Genomic DNA, 19,331 nt, shown 5'->3' on the forward strand with positions numbered 1-19,331 from the left:
TTTACACAAAATATTTTATAGTGCCTCTTATTCTAACTCCCAACTCCTAACTTCCGACTCCTAACTTTTAACTTCCTGCTTCTAACTCCTGTTTCTGATTCTCTTCTCTGTATTTAGATGGGGTACAACCTACCATTTTTTTGAAGAATGTGCTAAAATAACGTTGGCTGCTAAACCCTACCGCTTCTGATATTTCGAGCATATTGCAATCTGTTTCACGTAGCATTTGAAGGGCTTTTTCTATACGGAAATTATTGATGCAGTCGTTGATACCCACATAATTTACTGCTTTTACTCTGTTGTAGAGCGTGGTTCGCGACATGCCCATTTTGTCTGCTATAAAATCTACATCCAATTGGTTGTTGCTTAGATTCTCTATGATAATATTATTTAGTTTGAAGAGAAATCTTTCGTCCGCATTACTCGGTTCTTCTTCTATATTTGGATAGGAGGATATACTACTCACATAGTTACGATAGTGTTTTTGTAATATCTTACGATTTTTCAATAAATTGCGTACTATAACTATTAATTCATCTACTTCAAAAGGTTTGGTAAGATAGATATCAGCTCCCGATTTATAGCCGGATGCTGTACTTTCCATGTCCGTTCGCGCAGTGAGTAGCACCACGGGAATGAAACAGGTTTTTTCTTGCCTTTTTATTTGTTGACATAGTTCCAGACCATCGCCTTGTTGCATCATGATATCGCTGACAATGATATCGGGTAATTTTTGTGTGGCAATGTTGAATGCATCTTCTCCGTTGTTGGCTGTATATACTTTTTGGAAGTGCTCCTTCAAGGCCTCTTTGAGAAAGTTGGACAGTTCAATATTATCTTCTACTATTAGTATTGAATAGTTGCGTGTGTCGAAATTCTCTTCCTCTTGGGATGGTTTTTGTTCTTGTCTTTCTCTGTCGGAAAAACGGAGCACATCGTTGAGTGATATATTGACGGACTGTTCAGAAGGATTTTTTTTATCTTCTCTTTCGGGCAATTCGAAGCAGAAAGTGGCCCCTGTTTTCTCATTATTATAGGCTTCGATCTTTCCTCCTTGCAGTTCCACCAGTACTTTCACATAGGATAGCCCGATGCCGCTTCCTTCTTTTGAGTCTTTTCCCTGATAGAAACGTACAAAAAGCTGTTTTATGTCTTCTTCGTCCAGTCCGATACCTTCATCGATGACGGAAATACGTATGTTTCCCTTTTCTTTTTGCGTTGTTAATGTCACGGAATTTCCTTCCGGAGTGAATTTTAATGCATTTGCTAATAGATTGGATACTATCATTTCACATTTGCTGGTATCAAATGTCCATTCTTTAATACGGTTGTCAAAATTATATAGGAGACGTACATTCTTGTTGGCATATTCATTTGTGAAACTCCCGGCGATTTCTTCCAACCAATTGTTGAACGTACAAGTGGAAAGATGTAATACTTTCTGCCCCATTTCTATGCGACGTACATCAAGTACCATTTCAATCAGATTTTTCATACGTCTGACTTGTCGGCAGATACTTTCCAGTTGTTCTTTTAGTTTATTGTCGGTTATTGCCTCTTTATTAAGCAGACGTTTGAGCGGTGCATATATAAGCATAAGGGGTGTTCTCAACTCATGGCTCATATTGATGAGGAAACGTATTTTCTCTTCATTCATATTTTGCTTGTGTTCTTTCAGCTCCCATTGCAGTTTACGCTCTTTTTTCCGGTTGTAATAAGTCACATAACCTATGCAGATAATGATAAAGAGAATAATCAGTACCAGTTTCAGATAAGGACTTTGCCACCATGGAGTGGGGATTTCCAGATTTAATATAGGTGTCATTTCTGTCCAGCTACCATCTCTGTTACTGCACGAAACGGATACTTCATAATGACCGGGAGATAGTGAATAGAGAGCCAAAGAAGGAGCATACGATTCGATATCGCGTGCCAAACCGGAAATGTGAAACCGGTATATTCTCCGTCGAAATACCTCCTCTTCATTTCTTATCAGTTTGATGATAAGTGAGGTGTAATGATAGGGAATGGTCAATTTGCCTGTTGCTGAGACTTGATTGGTGATGGTTGCTCCATTCAGTTCTATATCCATTAATTTTATGGTGGGAATATTGCCGTCTTTAAACGGGTAATTTTTGCAAATACGCAATAAGCCGTTTACTCCGCATTGGTAAATGTCTCCCGATTGTGATATGGGAACGTTGGTATACATATATTCATTGGCTAAAGCCCCGTCGTTTTCGTCGAAGATGGTAAATCGTTTATCCGATATGGAATAAGCGAACAGCATGTTTCGGGCACCGATCCAAATTCGGTCTGTAGGATCATAAACGGTTGTTCTGGCTTCACTGAACAGAGACGTCTCGATTTTTTCAGCAGATTTATTGTGACGGTTGTATCTTAGTAACCCGCGATTGGTTGCTATCCAGAAATCTCCTTGCGAATCGCAGCAGACACAGTTGATAGTGATATTGAAATCGGAATAATAGATCGGTGACAGTGTTTGGGTGCGGTTGTTCAGACAAAAAATATTTTTAACTCCATAAAGGTAGGTGATGGAGTCGTTTGAGGCAATAACTTTAAGATTACTGATTGGAGTGTCTGTATCTTTGCGTATTTGTGTCATCTGTACAGGGGTAAGCCGGGCTGTTTTCAGGTCATAAATATATACTTGTTCTGCCAGTATGTAATATTTTCCGGGAGAAAATTGATATATGTTGATAGCTATTCCCATGGAATTGATTTGCTCTCTGAGATTCGGGCTTATAAAGTTGCACGGACGGCAGAGGCCTGTTCTTTTGTTGAAGAAATAGAGTCCTTTCCCATAAAAGGAGGCGATCAGTTCTTCTGAATTATATCCTGCTATCGATACTACTTTCTCTTTGCTGCATGAGGGGTAATGCTTAAATATATTTTCAGTTTGGTTTAGCCGGTTGATACCTCCGCCATCTGTCCCGATATACATAAAACCGTCTTCCTCATACAAGCATAAGGTTATTTTATTACTCAGACCATAAAGGTTGTTTAAAGGTACATCTTGAAAGGTGTGCATGTATACTTCGCGAATATTCAACAGTCCGTTTCGGATGGTACCGGCCCATAGGTTTTGTGAATGATCCACATACAGGCTTTTTATTGAATTGCTGGGCAGTGAGTTGTTGTTTCCGCTTTGCTGTTCGATGGTGCGAAAGGTACGGTCTGCGAGATTTAAACGCGCAATGCCACCTCCGTCGGTAGCTATCCACAGTTCGTCTTTGTAAATGAGCATGTCAAGTATAATGTCATTGCACAAATCGGAATTTTGTGTGGAATAGCGAGCGATTTCTTGGCCGTTTACATCATAACATATCATACCTTCACCATAAGGTGATAACCATAAGTTTTTTTGTTTGTCAATAAAATAAGAACTTATATGTTGTTTTTTGCAAGAGGTGAAAGGGGTTAATTGGTGGCTGTCTGTGTGGTAGAGATAAACACCTTTCCATTGGGTGCCTACCACATACGTATTTTTTTTCCAAGGTTTGATATATTTAAAATAGTCATTAATTGCTTTGCCTTTATTAATAATGGGGAGACTGTGCAATTGGCGATCGGCATAGCTGTATATCCACAGTCCTGTTCCTGCAAATAATATTCCGTCCGTCAGCAGACAAGCGGCCTTTGCTTGTACAGGGGCATTGTTATGATAGATCAAAGTGAAATTATCTTCTCCCCGGTTGTAAATTGCCAATCCTTCCTGAGTACCTATCCATAGATTGAGCAGGGAGTCTTCTTTTAGAAAGCAGATATCATTGTCTGGTAATGAATTAGGAGAATATGAATCATAAAAGTAATTTTTAAGTTCATACTGATCAAAACGATTCAATCCCATTTGAGTACCAATCCAGATGATTCCTTTGTAATCCTTGAGTACGCAGTTGACCGTTGTCTGTGATAGCCCTTCTTGTAGGGATAGTTGTTTGAAATAATAATCAGGAAAAGCGTGTAAGGAAGAAACGGAGCATTGCATCAATAGAACACATCCGACAAACCGGCATAAACTGGTTAGTACGTTTCCATAGTTTTTCATAATCGTTTTTTTGATTAGTGTAGACAAAATTAAAACAAATGTGACAGATAAACAAAGGGTATGGGAAAATAATGTCTTTTTGAAGCAAAGATAACGGGGGGTAGTTATTAACATTGTTAATCTATTTCTTTAACTATAAAATTAATGAATACAATAATATATACTTTTATCATGCAAAAGTATATACTGTTATTGTATAAAGAAACGTTATTAACACAAGCTTAAGTGTATACTTTTGCAATAGTAATAAATTTACTTGTTTAATTATTGAATATGAGTATGTTATGGTGGTATTGTTATAGCGATTTATTTTATTGTAATCATTCTCTATTACCAAGTTTCTGTAATTTTAATTGTGATTTAAATAAGTATAAATAGACGGTGTGCTTTATTGTCTCCGGTGTTTAAAATTGTTTATTATGTTTGAAGTTGTTTCAAGTACTAGGTGTTTAGGATTACCAGAGAAGAGACCGCTAAAGTCGGTAGAAACGGATTTGTTGTTACAAAAGTGATGCTTGGAGTAGATGAACATAGTAGGATATCACGAATCAATATAAAAGAAAGATTGTGCAAAATTTTATTTCTAAGAAAGATAATTTTAATCTTATATCGAATTCAAGTTAAATATAATAATGCTTCAAAAAACGAATATTTTATGTGATTTTGCGTTGATGTCCTATTATTCTAACACGCATTTGAAGACAAAAGAGACGAACAGAAAGCATACTACATAAATAATTGCAAATATATGTAATGGATACTATATATCCTTTACTTTATATGTGTATATATTCATTTGTCTTGATATCATGAGTTGTTAAACCGGGCTATTTTCAAAATCAATCATATATTTTCAAAAATCGTTCAAAACTCCTATACATGCGTTGTTTGGTACATTTTTGGAATAACAAACAGCCGTTTTTGAACATTAATTTGTATTTAATCATCTATGTTTGCACCAATAAAAATCGAATTATTATATAATATGATAATTTGATTGATGTTACATCAATGTTTTATTTATTAACTTTAATTTTATTATTATGAAAAGAAGTTTACTTTTGGTTTCAACTGTTTGTCTTTTTTTGTTAGGTGCAACAGCTCAGAATTATGCTCCTGCTGCATGGACATTTAGTAAGCAACAGCAGGGTAGCGCAGCAGGATTATTCATTAAAGAAATGGCTTCTACGAACTGGAACTGTAAAGCTCCTTTCCGTTTAGGAGACGCCTTAGATGGTTCTATCGGGTTGGCATGCGCTGTGGGTGGTGATGTGACAGGACCGGGAAGTGATTTGTATGCTAATGTAACTGATGCAGATAAAGCTGTGTTTGAAGAGTTTTATAAAGCATGTCAGATTGTAGATGGTGGTGAGTTAGGCAATTTGTTCTGCTATCAAGGTAGTGCTTCTACCATGTCTGACCCCAGAGCTGTAAAGAATAGCAAGGCAATGCCTAATGCTACTATGTTCTGGCTTTCAAATACAGATATTCCTTTGGCAGCAAATTACCGTGTTTCTATGGGATATCGGGTTATTGCAAATTCAGGGAATAATGCAATGAAATTGACTTTGGCTACTTCTGCTTATGATGGAATAGATAATGGTACTGATTTGGCTAACGGGACTTATCGCGAATTGGAACTACCTTTCTATGCTGACTTTAATGACTATTGGAGTACTGCTACCATGGATATAACTATTGCAGATAATACAGATCCTAACTATAAAGAGTTGCCTTTGGTAATAAAGATGTGGTTAGGTAGTGGTATTGAAAATGCGATTGTATTATTTAGTGATATAAAACTGGAGAAAATAGAAACAATTGATAATAAGTATGTTCCGGGGAAAATAGAAGATGTGGAGTGGAATGATTCTCCAACCGGAATAAGTTATAAGATAGCTGACCAGAACGCTGTTGTTTGGGCATCTAACGGTGAAATTACGGTGGTAGATGCAAAATCTCCTATTCAGGTTTATTCAGTTTCAGGAAAATTGGTTTCCTTCAAATCTCCTATTTCAAGTGTAACAACAATTCCTGTAGCTCAAAAGGGAGTTTATATTGTTAAGATCGGAGAAAGTTGTAGAAAAATAGTGTTGTAATTTTTGAGAAATTTAAGAAGCGAATCTTTACAACTTCATAGCAGGGGTCAAGATTCGTTTCTTTTTTTGTTAATCATGTATTTAATGATCTAAATTGATTAGTATGGTTTTAAAAAAAGTTATGTTAGCATGCATTTTGGGATGCTTCTTTTTAAACTCTTTTTCGCAAACAACCAATTATGCGATAAATAATGATGGCACTGGTTTTGTTCAAACGTCAACCATTATAAATGAGTTGAACGGACTGGCGGAAGCTACCGTGCAAATATGGATTAAACCAGTAGAATGGGTAAAAGGTGCTCAGCTTTATAATCAAAGTAATCTGATTATGGAATTGGGAGAAAACCGGTCGCTGATTGTAAAAGCCGGGACTTCTTCTGTTACTTGTACTCCGGAAATTGCACTGAATACCTGGTCGCAATTGACCATGGTATACGATAATGGTACAGTAAAGTTATATGTAAATAATGAACTGAAAGAGACAACAGGCACATTACCGGCAATTTTACCGGATGCAGTGCATACTTGTTATATTGGTAAGAACTTTAAAGGGCAAATAGATGAAATACGTGTTTGGAAGAAAGCATTGGAACAGAAAGACTTTTTTTGGAACAATACGTTGAATAAGTTTAATCCTAATTATGATACATTGGTCTCTTATTGGAAATGCGATCAGGAACAATGTGAGAATTTAGTTGATTACCAATTTGCTCATCATGGAATTATTAATAATTTACAGCGCGTGGTTGTTGAAGATAATGCTGTGATGCGCTATCGTATCGTGACCGGATATACGAATCTGATGCGTTTTACAGACCGGGGTAATATTAATCGGGATATGTTTCTAATGACCAATGATTTGATTCTGCTTTCTGCTAAAGTACAGCAAGACGGATCTTTGTTTCCAGAATACCCGGATAACTCTGCCGTTCCTGTAAATGTATCTTATTTGGACGAATTTGAGGGACATAAGGGAGTGATGGATTTTCATGGAATAGGGTCTAAGATGGTAGCAGAAGATGGTCGTGCACCTTTTGATCCAACTGAACGATTTGGTTGTGGTACTCCTAACGTTGCCACTGTCTCGGGTTGGATTTATATTGATAAATGGGTAGAAGGTGCTGGAATATTTTCTAATTATCAGGACGAAGATAATTGTATGATTATTAAATTGGGACAAGAGACTAATAAAGAGATTGTTGTTGATTTTTGCGGAACTATAGCTACTCTGAAGAATCAAGTGGAAGTTGGAAAATGGCATTATTTGAGTGTTTGTTTTAAACCATCCGAAGGAGAAATAACAGGTCGTAGATTCAACCCGATTTTTATAAGTGTTGATTATGTAATACATGATAAGATTTCCAGTAAAACCGTAGAACTTAGTGGTAAAGATATGACAATAAAAGTGGTACCGGTATTTGCAAATAGCACAATAACGTTAGGAGATAATCTGGATGGAAAACTGGATGAGGTTATGGTTTGGGGAAGTGACCGTTCCGGATCGGCGAAGAATGATGCTGAAAACGGTTATCAATGGAATATCGGAAGTTGGAATAATATTTTCTTAAATGCCTATTGGAAAGGGGATGACCCTGAAAATATAGGTAAGGATTCTCAGAGCTATATTGGTATGATCGAATTTATCCGTAATTATTATGCCGGACATCGTGGTATGAAAATTCGTATGGGTATTATTTATCCGGATGGAGAAAAATGGAAATGGGGTGTTTTGAATAAAGAGGAATATCTGGATAATATGATTAATGATGCAAAAAAGCTATTGACATATTGTGATGGTTTGGATGTTGATTTGGAATGGATGTACAGTTCGTCTGATTGGACTATCTATAACCACGTCGTAAAACGTCTGATTGACGAAGTCATGGCAGGTCATAGAGATACAAAAACATTTTCTTGTTCATTGCATAAAGTGTCTTATGGTGGATTTGATAAAGCAATGATAAATGATGTTGATTTCTTTACCTTCCAACTCTATGGACCTAATAAAGAGACTTATTATTGGGAGTATTATCCGGAAGCCTACAATTGGTTTATAAATTACGGATTTCCTAAAGATAAGATTTTGATGTCTTATGGAGTATTGCTCGTTAATAATGGCGAGGAAGGCTATAAAGATCTGTTTGAAAAATACGGAATGAATGATAGTAATTTTGATCCGGCTTTGAATTCATGGGATTGTGATGGTATTGTCAAGTATTATAATGGGGTGAATCAAACGAAACGTAAGCAAGAGTTTATTATAGAAAAAGATTGTCGTGGAACAATGTACTTTGATATGGGGAATGATCAACCTGTCAGTGATTATAAGAGTTTGATACGTGCACAAAATGATGTACTTGCATCCAATGTGGATACATTGATTACGAATGTGGATTTGGGACCGGTAGGAATACAGAATATGGAAAAGAAAGGTCAAACTGAAACATTTTCATTTTATCTCAGTCCATCCGGTAATCAGATAACTTTAACTCTTTCCGTAGAAGAGGATGCAGGAAATGCTTTCTGTGAGATTTGTACAATAGATGGTAAGGTTGTAATGCAAGAGTGTCTGAATGCCGTTACAAATGTAATTCCGTTATCTTTGACAAAGGGGACTTATTTGATACAAGTACGTACCCATAATGGAAATTACACACAAAAAATACATATTAATTAAATCTTAATATTATGGAAAGAAAAACACAGGGACGCATCTTAGCGTTGTTTTGTTTGTTATTTCTTCCTGCTTTGGCTTTTTCACAGATAATGGTGAAAGGAACAGTGAAAGCAGAAGACGGCTTTGGAATGCCGGGAGCCAATGTACTACTGAAAGGTTCTACAAATGGCACTATCACTGATGTGGATGGTAACTACAGCATATCTGTTCCATCCGAAAAATCGGTACTGGTTTATAGTTTCATCGGTATGTCTACGCAGGAAATAACCGTGGGTAAGCAACGCACTATTGACGTTGTTCTGAAAGATGACAGTGAGATGTTGGATGAGGTGGTAGTGGTAGGCTATGGTACTATGAAGAAAAGTGACTTGACGGGTGCCGTTTCTTCCTATCGTCCCGATGAAAAGGAAGTTGGTAAAATAGCTTCTATCGATAACATGTTGCAAGGTAAGATTGCCGGGCTTTCGATCGGAGCTTCTATCGATGCTCCGGGTGCTGCTTCGTCGGTAACGATTCGTGGTGCCAATTCATTACGTGGAGATAACCAGCCTTTGTATGTTATCGATAATATTCCCCAAGCTTCTACTGGGGAATTTGCAAATTCCGGTAATGACGGTACTTTTACCATTGCAACCAATGCATTGAGCTCTTTGAATCCGGCCGATATTGAAAGTATCGAAGTGTTGAAAGACGCTTCGGCTACTGCAATTTATGGTTCTCGTGGTGCGAACGGGGTTATCTTGATTACTACCAAGAAAGGTAAGTCGGGAAAGACGACTGTGGGAGTATCGGCTAACTTTACGGTTGCTAATGCTGCCAATTTGCTGGATTTGATGAGTCTTGAGGAATATGCTCAATATCGTTTGGTATATGGTGGAGGTTATAAAAAGGATGACAACGGGGATTGGAACTTATGGAAGATAAATAAGGAAACAGGCGAAAATGAATGGAACGATGCTTTCCAGTTCTTTTTACAAGATGGCGGTGTGTACAGGAAAAATGGTGAAAACTCTAAGTTGAAAGAGAAGTGGACGCTGTTGAATCCGATAGATTGGCAGAAAGAGATATATAGTACTGCTTTCTCACAGAATTATTCAGTTACACTAAATGGTGGTTCTGAGAAAACAACTTATTTTGCTTCGGCTTCTTATAAGGATATTGAAGGATTAGTGGAAGGCACTGGCCTGAAACAAGGTGACTTTCGCTTGAATTTGAATTCTACGCTTGCCAAGAATATCACAATGGCAATTTCTGTGAATGGGTCTATCAAACAGAATGATATGATGTCCGGTGGTAATACGACTGGTGGTGCTACAGGTTCTATCTCGAATGTGGCTCTGTCGAGTGCGCCTTATGTTAAATCACAGGAAGAAATGGAACTGACGACTCCGAATCTTGCCGACCGGGCCACGGTTTGGACATGGGTGGAAGACTATGACGACACTACTATTGAGAAAACGTTCCGTGGATCATTGGATTTGAATTGGAAAATATTCAAGTTTTTATCTTATAACCTACGTGCCGGTGGTAATATCTCTATTCAAGACCGTGATCGTTGGTTCAACATTACGCTTTATACCGGTTCTGCACAGAACGGTTATATTACTCAGTCGGATTTTAACCGTAGCAACTATTCGGTAGAGAACGTGTTCCAGTTTAATCACGAGGTAAAGGGCATTGTAGATATTAATGCTACGGCCGGTATTACGTATGATACCTACCGTTCGCTAAATACACTGACTGTCGGAAATGATTTTAATAATTATAGTTTCCGTTCAAATGGCATGCATATGGCCGGCAATGTGGAATATAAACAACCGGCTCAACGGGATTATCAACTGTTGTCTTTTCTGGCACGTGCCAATTTGAGCTTTTTGCAAGGGCGCTATTTACTGACGGCATCTATTCGTGGTGATGGTTCCAGTAAGTTTAAAAAAGGTAACCAATGGGCATACTTCCCTGCCGCAACAGTTGCATGGCGTCTGGAACAGGAAGAGTTCATAAAAGACCATTCATGGATTAATCAATTAAAGTTACGTGCCGGTTACGGTGAAACGGGTTCTCAATCTATTGACCCGTACAGCACATTCTCAAGCTATGGTACGCAATTTACAAATACGCCGCAGGGGGCGGAAAAACCGGCACAAGGAGCAACCGGTAGTGGTGATAAATTGATAGGACTTGTAGTAGACAAAATGGAAAATGATGGACTGAAATGGGAACGAACTGTTTCTTATAATGTCGGAGTTGACTTTTCCTTTTTTCAGGATCGTATCGGAGGTACTGTTGATTTATATTCCAAAAAGACGAAAGATTTGCTGATACAGCGTGACTTGCCACCTTCAACAGGTTATAAATCAATGACAATCAATCAGGGAAGTTTGCGTAACAACGGTTTGGAGGTTTCGTTGCATGGAGATATTATTCGTACGAAGGACTTTACTTGGTCGCTTTCCGGTAATATAGCTTTCAATCGGCCTGAAATTCTGGATTTCGGATTACCGGAGGAAGAATGGGGAACCGGACAAAATTGGAAGGCCTATATGGGAAACAGTTTGGGTGATCACTTCGGTGAAGCGAATATATTTATTGCCGGAAAAGCTCCCGGTTTGTTTTATGGCTATCAGACGGATGGAATTATTCAGGAGAATGATCCTTATATAAAACAGATAGATGCGACAAAATCTATAGGAACGGTAAAGGCCGGTAACTTGAAGTTTGTAGATCAGAACGGTGACGGCGCTATTAATGAAAAAGATCGGGTCATTCTGGGAGATCCGAATCCGGACTTTACTTATGGATTCCAGACTGATTTCAGATGGAAAGACTTATCACTTTCTATGGCATTTACCGGTGTACAGGGGAATGATATTTTAAATACGAATGCACGTTATTCTATCTTGCCGTCTAACTCCACCAGTATGATTTATAAAAGCTCTTTTGAAAAAATGTGGAGAAACGATAATCCGTGGATAGGGGAATATCATGGAAATGAAATGCCTTCACCAAGTGCGGTCACTCCTAAGGTCATAATGGACAGATATGTGGAGGATGGAAGTTATCTGCGTTGTTCGGACATTACATTGGGATACAATCTGCCGAAAAATCTGGTTTCAAAGATTGGGTTTAATAGCATTGGGATTTATGCATCAGTGAAAAATGCGTTTATAATAACCAATTACTCCGGTTATGATCCTGAAGTAAACAGCTTCGCTTTTGACGGAACGCGTCCGGGTATCGATACGAGTTCTATGCCTCATACCCGTTCGTTTATTTTTGGACTTAATGTTTCATTCTAATATTCTGGTTTGATTATGAAAAGAATCAATATAATTTATCTGTTTTTAATGTTGGCTGTTTTCGGGTCTTGTTTGGACGAGGATCCGAAGTATACTACAAATTCTAAAGTGGTATACAGTGACGAACAGTCAGCACAAATGGCTCTGACCGGAATTTATGGTCTGATGGCTGTACAAGGATCCTTTGCACAATTGCTTCCTGAGATTAATACCGAGGCTTCCGGCTTGTGCTGGACTTCTTATAATACCTCCGATAACCGTTGCCAGTATACTGCAGGAGCTATTCCTACTGAAAATGAATTTAATAATCTTGTATGGGGTGCGCTTTATCAGGCTATTGCGAACTGTAATATTTTTATAAAGGCATGTGAAGACAGTGAAAGTGCTGATTGGAGTACGAAAGCCAATATGGTGGCCCAGGCTAAGTTTATGCGGGGAGTATGTTACTATGTTCTTTATTCTTTTTATGGAGGAGTACCTTTACGGTTAGAACCGTCTGATCGGGAAAGTTTGGCGATATCACGTGCTACCCGGCAACAGACAATCGACCAAATTATAAAGGATTGGACAGAGGCTGCTGTTGATTTGGATGAAACTTCTTCTTTGGCAAGTAATAAGCCTACTGCTCCTAATAAATACTCGGCATATGCTTATCTGGCAAAACTTTATTGGGTAATGGGATGTAATGCCTGGGCTGCTGAAAACGGTGACTATTGGGCTACGGGTATTCTGAAACAAACATGGCCGGAAATGCAGGCCAGTACTGTTTATTTTAAGAAGGCGAAGGAATATGGTGACTTGGTGTTGGATAAAAGTGATTTTGACCTTGAACCGGATTTTAATACTTTATATAATGGTACACGTCTCAGCTTTTCTAAAGAATTTGTCTTCGTAATCGATGCTACTAAAAATACGACAGAGAATGTAGGATACAATTCACTACATTGGACATTTTCTCCTCAGAACTCTTCTCAGGGGGAAACTTGGGGACGTTCGCAACCTAATAAATCTTTTTATGACTGGGCGCATGGCACTTATCAGGATGATCCACGCTTGAAAGTCACTTTCATTTCTAAATGGGTGAAGTATGTTAATAAAATGCCGTCGGACGAGTGGCAGGCTGCTTATCCGTATGTGATGAAATCTTTTAATGATACGGTTTGGGTAGATTCGATTGTCAGGCCGGGAAGACCTCCTATAAAGGTGCCGGTAGTAACAACTCACAGAGAATTGGTAGATTCTATCGATTATATCAATGGCGGATATGAGGATCCGACGAATCCGAAAGTGGAAGAACTGGATTCTTTGTTACAGGAAGCGTATTGCAAGACGAAAGGACCGTCTGATTGGAACATCAATGACTGGCCTTATTTTGGGAAGTATATGACTAACGATTGTTCCGGACGTTATGCTAATAACAATCTATATGTATATCGTTTTGCTGATTTCCTTTTACTGATGGCAGATGTTGAGAATGAGTTGGGGAATACTGGTACTGCTGTGTCTTTGGTAAACAGGGTTTTGTCGCGTGCACGTGCTTCGGTGAAACCGGCATCCACTTATCCGAAAGATTTATCGGCCGGCTTGTCGAAAGAGGCAGTGAGGGAATATATTTTCCATGAACGTCTTTTCGAATTGGCAGCAGAGTTTGACGGGTTTACGGACACAAGAAGGAGAGGTATTGAATGGCGCAAGAAACTGCTTGAACGTAATAATAATCACCATATAACTTCTGCTTGTTATCATTATGGCCTTGAAAATGGGTATGCTGCTCCGTGGAGAGAGTATTGGTATCCGAGTGATGGAGAAGAGGATTGGAATAGTTATCTGGTACGTAATCAGTTGATTCCTATTCCACAAATGGAATTGACCACCAATGATATGATTTCTATTAATGACCAGAATCCGGGATATAGTAAATGAGGATAGATAGAGATGATAGAGTGAAGCCATAAGGTGGATTTTTTTGATAGGTTTTTATAAATAAATCTTGGAGGTGGTGGGCAATAATGATAAAATAATCGTATATTGTCCACCGTTTCTTTTATGAGAATATAAGTTATGATAAGAAGATTGACTATACAACAACTACTAACATGGGATGGCAAACAATGGACGAAATGTGATGTAAGTGGAGAATTTAGTAATATCATGCACAATCCTTTGCCTCGGTTTGTACGTTGGCAGAAACAATCTGCACGTTATTTGAAATTGGAGCCACTGACAGAAATCAATGGAAAACAATTGGTTACCGTAGGAGGGATCGGTATTCTGACCGAATAATTATAGTCGTTTGTATTTGATAGCCCCTTAAAAAATGGAAAGTATGATTTGTAGAAAATGGAGTCTGTTGCTATTGTGTTTGGTGATGAGCGCCAAGCTGATGGCTTCTTTTTCCGGAAAACCATTTGTGGTTCCGGAACTGAAAGAGTGGAAGCCCGCCCAGGGAAGCATGACCTTAGGCAGCGGAACAAGAATTGTGTATGACGCGAAGCAGCCGGAGTTACTCCGTATAGCCGAACTGATGGCCGATGATTGTTTCAGGTTGTTTCAGCGGAAGCCGGAGGTTGTATCCGGCAAGGCAAAAAACGGTGATATCGTATTGGCATTGAAGCCGGATAAGCATCTGGGCAGAGAGGGATATTCCATTAAAATATCCGATAAAATATTTTTGTCGGCTTCCCAGACAGAAGGTGTGTACTGGGGAACCCGTACCTTGTTGCAAATGGCTGAACAAAATGAAAACGGTTGTTTGCCCAAAGGAGAAATTCGTGACTATCCCGATTATTCCTTACGTGGCTTTATGCTCGATTGCGGTCGGAAGTTTATCCCGATATCTTATTTGCAGGATTTGGTAAAGATCATGTCCTACTATAAGATGAATACATTACAGATTCATTTGAATGACAATGGTTTCAAGCAGTATTTCGAGCATGATTGGAGTAAGACTTATTCGGCATTCCGTCTGGAGTCGGAAACGTATCCGGGATTGGCTGCCTATGATGGGTTTTATACTAAAAAGGAGTTTATTGATTTGCAGAAACAGGCGATGGAGTTAGGGGTGGAGATTATCCCGGAAATCGATGTTCCGGCTCATTCGTTGGCTTTCACGCAGTATAACCCAAGGATAGGCAGTAAAAAATATGGTATGGATCATCTGGATTTGTTTGCTCCCGAAACATATCCCTTTATCGATGCTCTTTTTAAAGAGTATCTGGAAGGTGATGAACCGGTATTCTGCGGAAAGCGCGTACACATCGGTACGGATGAATACTCGAATGAAACGCAGGAATTGGTGGAGAAGTTTCGTGAGTTTACGGATCACTATATCGATCTGGTAGAAGGATATGGGAAACAGGCTTGCGTATGGGGAGCATTGACCCATGCCAAGGGGACTACTCCCGTGAAGTCGGAAAATGTAATTATGAATTTATGGAATCCCGGTTTTGCCGATCCTCAAGAGATGATTTCGGAAGGATATCAATTGATTAGTATGAATGACCAGTCGGTATATATTGTGCCGGGAGCATCCTACTATCACGATTATCTGGAAGAAGAAAAGTTGTATAATGAGTGGACTCCTGCCGTTATCGGAAAAAGTGTATTTGAAGAAAAGCATCCGTCCATTCTCGGAGGAATGTTTGCTCTATGGAATGATCATGTGGGTAATGGTATTACGGTGAAAGATATTCATTACCGGGCTTTTCCTGCCTTACAGACATTGGCAGTGAAGATGTGGACGGGTAAGAATCCGACGTTGCCTTATGCTGTGTTTGATGAGGCTCGTGCCGCATTAAGTGAGGCACCGGGAGTGAATCGGTTGGGTAGAGCCGGGAAGCCGGGGACTTTAGTTTATCAGAAATCGGATGTTCCGGCAGGAAGTGAAAATGGTTTAACTGAAATCGGGTATGATTATATGGTGAACTTTGATTTGGCCGGCAGGGAAGAGACTCCGGGCACCATACTTTTCCGTTCTCCGGAAGCTGTCTTTTATCTGGCCGACCCAGTGAAAGGGTTGGTTGGGTTTGCACGTGACGGCTATTTGGATACCTTTAGATACAAAGTGCGTGAAGGTGAGAAAGTGAATGTACAGATAGAAGGTACGCCTCATTCGACAACACTTAAAGTGGATGGAAAGCTGATTGACCGGTTGAATACCCGGAAACTTTATTATAACTGCGGAAAAGATTCCATGCCGTATTTCCGCACACTTGTTTTTCCGTTGCAAAAAGCCGGTGATTTTAAGAGTCGCGTTGAGAATCTGAAAGTTTATAATTATTGTAAGGAATAGAATTGTATGATGAAGAATTTGAGTGTACTGTTATTTTTAGTGTTGTGTACTTTGTGTACGAAGGCGCAGGTACGTACGGAGTACCTGTTTGAAAAAGGATGGAAATTTACCCGTGAAGACGGGACAGACTTTATGAAACCCGGGTATGACGATGCCCGTTGGCAATCGGTGACAATACCTCACGACTGGGCTATTTACGGCCCTTTCAGCATTCATAATGATCAGCAAAAAGTAGCCATTGTGCAGGATGGGCAAAAGGCGGCATTGGAACATGCCGGACGTACGGGCGGATTGCCTTTTGTCGGAGTTGGGTGGTATCGTCTCCGGTTTGAAGCACCTGCGTTTACTTCCTCCGATAAAGCTACATTGATATTCGATGGAGCGATGAGTCATGCTAAAGTTTACCTGAACGGGCATGAGATTGGCTATTGGCCTTATGGGTATAACTCTTTCTATCTGGATGCCACTCCTTATATGAAGCCGGGAGAGAGTAACCTGTTAGCTGTCCGGCTGGAGAATGAGACCGAGTCTTCCCGTTGGTATCCGGGAGCGGGTTTGTATCGTAATGTGCATTTACGGGTGAATAAGCCGGTGCATATACCGGTTTGGGGGACTTACCTCACTACTCCGGTTGTGAAAAGTGAATATGCTAAAGTTCATTTGAATACGGCTTTGGAAACGGGACAACCCGAAGCAAGCGGTTATCGGATTGTGACAGAACTGAAAGATCAGTGGGGTAAAGTGGTTGCGAGTGGTGACAAGGTACTGGCTTATGGCGACGGGAATGTGTTCGAGCAGAGTTTTGTGGTACGTTCACCGGAATTATGGTCGCCTGAAACTCCTGTCCTGTATACTGCTGTTTCGAGAGTCTATGACGGGCAGGAGTTGATTGACGAGCATACCACCCCCTTTGGTATCCGCTCGCTTGAGTTCATCCCCGATAAAGGTTTTTTCTTGAATGGAAAGAAGACTTATTTCAAGGGTGCTTGTATGCATCATGATTTAGGCCCGTTAGGTGCTGCTGTCAATGATGCGGCTATCCGCCGACAGATTCGTATTTTGAAGGATATGGGGTGCAATGCCATTCGTACTTCACATAACATGCCGGCTCCGGAACTGATAAAGGCTTGTGATGAAATGGGAATGATGGTTATGGCCGAATCGTTTGATGAATGGAAAAAAGAAAAATGCATGAACGGTTATCATAAAGTGTTTGACGAATGGGCGGAAAAGGATCTGGTAAACCTGTTGCATCAGTATCGCAATCATCCAAGTATCGTCATGTGGTGCATCGGGAATGAAGTGAGCGAACAGTGGGGAGCCGGAGAATTGGGAGCAAAGATTACCCGTTTCCTGCGGGATATCTGTCATCGGGAAGACCCTACGCGTCCGGTTACAATGGGGATGGATGGCGTGGATGCCGTTATAAAGAATAATATGGCTGCTACGTTGGATATTCCCGGATTCAATTATCGCCCTCACAAATATCAGCTTGCTTACGATAAATTGCCGCAACAGATCATTTTAGGAAGTGAGACAGCTTCTACCGTCAGTTCCCGTGGAGTATACAAATTTCCCGTAACTCGTCAGTGGATGAAGAAATACGATGATCATCAGTCTTCTTCCTATGACGTAGAATCTTGTGCATGGTCTAATTTGCCGGAAGATGATTTTATCCAGCACGAGGATTTACCTTATTGCATCGGCGAATTCGTATGGACCGGATTCGATTATTTGGGAGAACCGACTCCATACTATACCGATTGGCCCAGCCATTCTTCTCTGTTTGGTGTAGTCGATCTGGCAGGATTGCCTAAAGACCGGTATTTTCTCTATCGCAGCCATTGGAACAAGGAGCAAGAGACTTTGCATGTTTTGCCCCATTGGAATTGGGAAGGACGCGAAGGAGAGGTCACTCCGGTGTTCGTGTATACCAACTATCCGTCAGCCGAACTCTTCATTAATGGGAAGAGTCAGGGAAGGCGTACGAAAGACCTTAGCGTTACGGTACATAACAGTGCCGATTCTACTTCTATATTCGAGTTTAAACGTCAGCAACGTTACCGTTTGATGTGGATGGATACACGCTATGAGCCGGGAACGGTGAAAGTCGTTGCCTACGATAAAACCGGGAAAGCGGTTGCCGAAACAGAAATGCATACTGCCGGAAAGCCTCATCACATTGAATTGGTTGCCGATAGAAACCGGCTTCGGGCAGATGGGAAAGATTTGGCGTTTGTGACGGTCAAAGTGGTTGACAAAGATGGGAATCTTTGTCCCGACGCACAGACTTTGATTCAATTCAGGGTGAAAGGAGAAGGGAGTTATCGTGCCGGTGCTAATGGTAATCCGGCCAGCTTGGAACAGTTTCATTTGCCACAGATGCACGTGTTTAACGGCATGATGACAGCCATTGTGCAATCTTCGGATAAAGCCGGGAAGATCGTTCTGGAAGCAACCGGAAAAGGATTGAAGAAAGCGCTACTGACCGTTGAAACGGAATAAGGTTGTTGCTGAAAGGAAAAATATGAGGGTATACTTTTAGCATGATGAAATGTATAAATCGTGAATTATATACAAAATGTAATGGCTGTTCTGTAATAAGTTTAATAAAATCACTATATTTGCACAATGTTATTACAACAAAGATCAACATGGGAAACCAATTTAATGTAAGAAAAGAAAATTCTGTCCAAACTAAAGGCCAGAAGAAGAGTAAAGGAGAGCGTCTCGGATGGGAATCTTTGTCCGGGTATAGGCCTGTGCCTTTAAGAACTGTTGTAGGGGATGGTATACCAGTAGTAAAAACATGCCGCTCTACAAGAGTTAAACTCGTTCCCTGATGTTAGCAGTATAGAACCATACGATATTCACTTTATCCAAAAAGCGTCTCCGA

7 protein-coding genes and 1 pseudogene are annotated in these 19,331 nt (G+C 39.9%); 7 read left to right on the top strand and 1 reads right to left on the bottom strand.

What is annotated here, in order from left to right; genetic code table 11:
• Positions 1–67: 67 nt before the first annotated feature.
• Entirely contained in the window at positions 68–4,069 is a 4,002-nt protein-coding gene (locus tag QVP90_RS17245) for a hybrid sensor histidine kinase/response regulator transcription factor (RefSeq protein WP_288204903.1), read from the bottom strand.
• A 1,043-nt stretch (positions 4,070–5,112) separates the two neighbouring features.
• Between QVP90_RS17245 and QVP90_RS17250 the strand changes: the two genes are divergently transcribed.
• From QVP90_RS17250 to galB, 7 genes and pseudogenes are all read left to right on the top strand, one after another.
• Complete coding sequence (locus tag QVP90_RS17250) at positions 5,113–6,168, top strand: T9SS type A sorting domain-containing protein (protein ID WP_264380761.1); 1,056 nt, start codon at positions 5,113–5,115, stop codon at positions 6,166–6,168.
• A 121-nt stretch (positions 6,169–6,289) separates the two neighbouring features.
• On the top strand, positions 6,290–8,845 hold the full coding sequence (locus QVP90_RS17255) for a LamG-like jellyroll fold domain-containing protein (protein WP_021937113.1): 2,556 nt from the start codon (positions 6,290–6,292) through the stop codon (positions 8,843–8,845).
• Between the two features lie 11 nt (positions 8,846–8,856).
• Complete coding sequence (locus tag QVP90_RS17260; protein WP_005926043.1) at positions 8,857–12,144, top strand: SusC/RagA family TonB-linked outer membrane protein; 3,288 nt, start codon at positions 8,857–8,859, stop codon at positions 12,142–12,144.
• A gap of 15 nt (positions 12,145–12,159) precedes the next feature.
• Positions 12,160–14,067 (top strand): RagB/SusD family nutrient uptake outer membrane protein, encoded by a 1,908-nt coding sequence (locus QVP90_RS17265; RefSeq protein WP_005926039.1) that lies wholly within the window; start codon positions 12,160–12,162, stop codon positions 14,065–14,067.
• A 177-nt stretch (positions 14,068–14,244) separates the two neighbouring features.
• A pseudogene (locus QVP90_RS17270) lies at positions 14,245–14,427 on the top strand (hypothetical protein); the annotation flags it as partial.
• 43 nt (positions 14,428–14,470) lie between these two features.
• Positions 14,471–16,435 (top strand): family 20 glycosylhydrolase, encoded by a 1,965-nt coding sequence (locus tag QVP90_RS17275; protein WP_021937115.1) that lies wholly within the window; start codon positions 14,471–14,473, stop codon positions 16,433–16,435.
• A gap of 6 nt (positions 16,436–16,441) precedes the next feature.
• Positions 16,442–18,940, top strand: a complete 2,499-nt coding sequence (galB, locus tag QVP90_RS17280; protein ID WP_021937116.1) for a beta-galactosidase GalB — start codon at positions 16,442–16,444, stop codon at positions 18,938–18,940.
• Positions 18,941–19,331: the final 391 nt, after the last annotated feature.

The sequence above is a fragment of the Bacteroides sp. CAG:189 genome (genome assembly GCF_000432295.1).
Taxonomy (GTDB): Bacteria; Bacteroidota; Bacteroidia; order Bacteroidales; family Bacteroidaceae; genus Bacteroides; species Bacteroides salyersiae.

What these genes read in the sequence shown, in the direction of transcription:
- QVP90_RS17245 (WP_288204903.1), bottom strand. Translation starts at nt 4,069, where the DNA reads ATGAAAAACTATGGAAACGTACTAACCAGTTTATGCCGGTTTGTCGGA.
- QVP90_RS17250 (WP_264380761.1), top strand. Translation starts at nt 5,113, where the DNA reads ATGAAAAGAAGTTTACTTTTGGTTTCAACTGTTTGTCTTTTTTTGTTA.
- QVP90_RS17255 (WP_021937113.1), top strand. Translation starts at nt 6,290, where the DNA reads ATGTTAGCATGCATTTTGGGATGCTTCTTTTTAAACTCTTTTTCGCAA.
- QVP90_RS17260 (WP_005926043.1), top strand. Translation starts at nt 8,857, where the DNA reads ATGGAAAGAAAAACACAGGGACGCATCTTAGCGTTGTTTTGTTTGTTA.
- QVP90_RS17265 (WP_005926039.1), top strand. Translation starts at nt 12,160, where the DNA reads ATGAAAAGAATCAATATAATTTATCTGTTTTTAATGTTGGCTGTTTTC.
- QVP90_RS17275 (WP_021937115.1), top strand. Translation starts at nt 14,471, where the DNA reads ATGATTTGTAGAAAATGGAGTCTGTTGCTATTGTGTTTGGTGATGAGC.
- galB (WP_021937116.1), top strand. Translation starts at nt 16,442, where the DNA reads ATGATGAAGAATTTGAGTGTACTGTTATTTTTAGTGTTGTGTACTTTG.